Annotated in this window: 5 protein-coding genes; 2 read left to right on the forward strand and 3 right to left on the reverse strand. The window is 66.2% G+C overall.

The window, feature by feature from the left end:
• Nucleotides 1-654 (reverse strand): DUF2202 domain-containing protein (locus tag Q0C59_RS08435; protein ID WP_291214057.1); only part of this gene is annotated, 654 nt, incomplete at its 3' end.
• 278 nt (nucleotides 655-932) lie between these two features.
• Here Q0C59_RS08435 and Q0C59_RS08440 point away from each other — a divergent pair.
• On the forward strand, nucleotides 933-3023 hold the full coding sequence (locus Q0C59_RS08440) for an ATP-dependent helicase (RefSeq protein WP_291214059.1): 2091 nt from the start codon (nucleotides 933-935) through the stop codon (nucleotides 3021-3023).
• On the forward strand, nucleotides 3020-3505 hold the full coding sequence (locus Q0C59_RS08445; RefSeq protein WP_291214061.1) for a hypothetical protein: 486 nt from the start codon (nucleotides 3020-3022) through the stop codon (nucleotides 3503-3505). Before Q0C59_RS08440 ends, Q0C59_RS08445 begins: the two co-directional genes overlap by 4 nt.
• 15 nt (nucleotides 3506-3520) lie before the next feature.
• Here Q0C59_RS08445 and Q0C59_RS08450 read toward each other — a convergent pair whose 3' ends face one another.
• Both Q0C59_RS08450 and Q0C59_RS08455 read right to left on the reverse strand, forming a co-directional pair.
• Nucleotides 3521-3712, reverse strand: coding sequence for a hypothetical protein (locus Q0C59_RS08450; RefSeq protein WP_291214063.1), 192 nt, complete (start codon nucleotides 3710-3712; stop codon nucleotides 3521-3523).
• 112 nt (nucleotides 3713-3824) lie between these two features.
• Nucleotides 3825-4220, reverse strand: coding sequence for a hypothetical protein (locus Q0C59_RS08455; protein ID WP_291214065.1), 396 nt, complete (start codon nucleotides 4218-4220; stop codon nucleotides 3825-3827).
• Nucleotides 4221-4268 lie beyond the last annotated feature (48 nt).

The following is a 4268-nucleotide window of genomic DNA, read 5'->3' on the forward strand; positions in this document are numbered from 1 at the left end:
GGCGATCGCCGTCCATTCGGCCATGGTCAGGAACTGCGGCTGATCGTAGACACCGCCGACGGCCTCCAGCGCCAGGTTGAACGCACGCAGGTGGTTGCGTGAACCGCACAGCAGGTTGTCGTACACCTTCACGATGTCGGGCTCGTCCAGCACCTGTTCCTTTTTCTCCTCGATGTCGACGATGTCTTTCTCCTCGATGAGGCAACCCACCTTGAGCGCGTCGATCAGGCTGGGCTGGCCCTGCGCCACGAGGGCGTCGTACAGCTGTTGCAGATCGGTGTTCACGAACACGCCGGGGGGCGTTGTGGCCGCGGGATCGGGCAGGCCGTGCGCCACGATGAGCAGGCGCACGGCTTCGGTGTGCTGCGCTTCGCTGGGCACGATGTTGTTGAACACCTGCGCGCCCCAGCGGGCGTAGAGCGCCACATACACATCGTGAGCGAGTTTTTCCTCTTCGCGCATGAACAGCAGACCGGCGATTTCGTCCGCCGAGAGATCTTCTGCCGACGCGGCCCGCGCCGTGGCGCCGTCCAGCGCAGGGGCCGCAGCGCCGGTGGCCACCTCGTCGCCCCCACCACAGGCCGTCAGCACCGGGGCCAGCGCCACGCCACCGAGCGCCATGCCCGCGAGTCGCAGGAATTGTTTTCTCTGCATGAAAAGTCCTTGCATGCGACACAGGGGTGCCGCTCATGTCCCGAGGATGGGAATCACAGTCCATTTCTCACTTGAGAAAAATCAGTCGGCCCCCTGGGGAAGCGGCGATTTATCCATCGAAAGTACCCAATGCTCACGCCCGGTTACAGGTTTCACGCGCGAGACGTGAGACGAACGCCCCCTCGGTGGCCGCCGAAAGACGGTCGGTATGATCCAGCATTCACCCATCGCACCGCGCCTGGCAGCCGCTCCGGCCCATCCAGGTGCCCACCCCACCCATGTCCGCCCACACAGGCTCCGGCCTGAACCTTGCCCAACTCGAAGCCGTGAACCACCTGGGCGGGCCCTGTCTGGTGCTGGCGGGCGCCGGTTCGGGCAAGACGCGCGTGATCACGCACAAGATCGGCCGCCTCATCCAGGCGGGTCTGGCGGCGGACCGCATCGCCGCCATCACCTTCACCAACAAGGCCGCCGCCGAAATGCGCGAGCGCGCCAAACAACTGGTAGGGCGCGACGCGAAGAAGGTGCTGATCTGCACCTTCCACTCGCTGGGCGTGCGCCTGCTGCGCGAAGACGGTGCGGCGCTCGGCCTGAAGAAGCAGTTCTCCATTCTGGACACCGACGACATCACCAGCCTGCTGAAGGACTGCGGTGGCACCACCGACGCGGCCACGGCGCGCGGCTGGCAGTGGGCGATCAGCGCCTTGAAGAGCGCGGGTTTGAACTCCGCACAGGCGCTGGCGCAGGCGAAAGACGAAAACGAGCGCGTGACCGCGACCATCATGGGCCGCTACGAGGAACGCTTGACGGCCTACCAGAGCGTGGACTTCGACGACCTGATTTCCCTCCCGCTCAAGCTGCTGACCGAGCACCTCGATGTGCGGGAGCGCTGGCAAAAGAAGATGGGCCACGTGCTGGTGGACGAGTACCAGGACACCAACGCCACGCAGTACGAGCTGCTGAAACTGCTGGTGGGCGCGCGCGCGCGCTTCACCGCGGTGGGTGACGACGACCAGTCCATCTACGGCTGGCGCGGCGCCACGCTGGACAACCTCAAGCGCCTGCCGCAGGACTACCCCGAGCTCAAGGTCATCAAGCTGGAGCAGAACTACCGCTCCACCAGCGCCATCCTGCGCGCGGCCAACAACGTGATCGGGCCCAACCCCAAGCTGTTTCCCAAGACGCTGTGGAGCGACCTCGGCGAAGGTGAGCCGGTGCGCGTGGTCGATGCCGACAACGAAGAGCACGAGGCCGAGCGCGCCGTGGCACGCATCCAGAGCCTGCGCTCGAACTCGCAGCACAAGGAGTTTCGCGACTTCGCCATCCTGTACAGAGCCAACCACATGGCGCGCTCGTTCGAGCAGTCGCTGCGCCGCGCGCAGATTCCCTACAAGGTCTCGGGAGGCCAGAGCTTTTTTGACAAGGCCGAGATCCGCGACCTCTGCGCCTGGCTGCGCCTGCTGGTGAACAACGACGACGACCCGGCCTTCCTGCGCTCGGCCACCACACCCAAACGCGGCATCGGCCACACCACGCTGCAGGCGCTGGGCGGCTTCGCCACGCAGTACAAGCTGAGCCTGTTTGAAGCGCTGTTCGCCAACTCGCTGGGCACCGCCCTGCCCGCGCGCGCCGTGGCCACACTGCACGAGTTCGGCCGCGCGGTGAACGAGCTGGAATACCGCGCCAAACACACGGTGGGGCACGAGGCCGCACGCACTTTCCTCACCGAATGGCTCAAGGACATTGCGTACGAAAAACACCTGTACGACAGCGAAGACAACGAAAAAGTGGCCGCTGCGCGCTGGACCAACGTGATGGACTTCTGCGACTGGGTCGCGGGGCGCTGCGGTGGCCAGATCGAGGATGACGCCGGTGTGCAGGTGGAGAGCGAACGCAAGAGCCTGATGGAAGTGGTGCAGACCATCGCCCTGCTCTCCACACTCTCCGAACGCGAGAAGGACCAGAACGTGGTGACGCTCTCCACCCTGCACGCCTCCAAAGGCCTGGAGTGGCCGCACGTGATGCTGGTGGGCGTGAACGAAGGTCTGCTGCCGTTCAAGATGGACGAAGAGCCCGGCCAGAGCGACGCCGCCGTGGAGAACATGGCGCAACGCCTGCAGGAAGAGCGCCGTCTCATGTACGTGGGCATCACGCGCGCGCAGCGCACCCTGGCCGTGAGCTGGCTCAAGCGGCGCAAGAAAGGCCGCGAGAGCATCCCCGGTCAGGCCAGCCGCTTCATCCAGGAGATGGGGTTGGACCAGGCCACCACGAAAGAAGACCCGCGCGAAAAACTCCGTGCCTTGCGCGCCGAGTTCGCCCAGCGCGCCACCGACCAGGCCGCACAAAAGGCGGCCGACATCGCACCATGAAGAGACAGCAACACCACTGGATCGCGACGGCTGCTCTTGCCCTCGCCTTCGCACTGCCCGCCTCGGCCCAAACACCCGCCGTGGTCTGCACACCGCCCGCCGACATGGTCCCCGCCCAGCTCTACGGCCTGTGGCAACTCGTGCTGTGGCCGCAAGAGGGGGGCAGCGAAGCCACGCCTGCGTCCACCGGTGCCCTGCTGTTCGAGCGCCACCCCGAATACCCGGGCAGCGTGCGCGGCAGCCTCAAACGCAGCACGCCGGGCAACGATCGCCAGGCGCTGGTGTCAGGCGACGTGACCAGCGGTGAATTCAACCTCGACGAATCGGCCGACGGCGTGACGATGGACGCGGTGTGGGAAGGCAACGTGACCGCCAGCGGTTGCGGCCAGGAACTGCGCGGCATCCGCCGGCCCGCCGAGGGACGCGCGACGAACGAGCCGCTGATGAACTTTGTGTTGAAGAAGGCGCCGGGCTGGCGCTGATGGCGGCCGCCGCGCTCAACGCGTGGCCTGGTCCAGCTGCTCGGCGCGCTGTTGCTGCGTCTGGTCCATGGACTGCTGGAGTTGCTGCTGGACCTGCTGTTGCACCGCACGGCCCTGCTCGATCTCCTGCTGCTTGACCGCACCCGCCGTGGCCGCGGTGCCCACAGTCTCCACACCGCAGGCGGTGAGCGCGGGCAACACCAGCATCAGCAGCCCAATTCGACAAGCCTTGCAAAGATCCACGGTCCGCTCCTGAGGTGGCGGGCATGACATGCCCAAGCGCGCATTCTGGCGCGAGCGGTGCGGCGCGTGTGTGCCCTCAGGCCGCTTCGGTCACCCGCACCGACTGCCGGTCGAACCACGCGCACAGCAGCATGGCCAGGTGCGCGGGCACATCGTTGTCAAAGCTCATCAGCGCGTCGGTCGGCTGCGCGGCTGCAGCGGACTGCAACACATCCACGAGACAAGCCTGCTGCGCCTCGCTGACCTCATGGCCGAAGTGGACCGCAAGGGCGGCAAGACATGCGTCGTGCAGCCGCTGCGACCCGAGCACCTGCCAGGCGTAGTCGATCTCGTAGCGATCCACCCCCTGCTTCAAGCTCTCGCCATCGACCCGCGCCTCTTCGGCCACGTGGCGCAGGGTGCGCGTGCTGAGGCCCTGGGTGAAGCGGGCCAGCAGGTCGTCACGGTCCGTCACGGAAAGGGTGTGGGTCATGGGATTTCCAATCGGCAGGAAGGGGGCAAGCCCCACAGGATCGGCAAC

Source organism: Hydrogenophaga sp., assembly GCF_022844385.1.
Lineage (GTDB): Bacteria > Pseudomonadota > Gammaproteobacteria > Burkholderiales > Burkholderiaceae_C > Hydrogenophaga.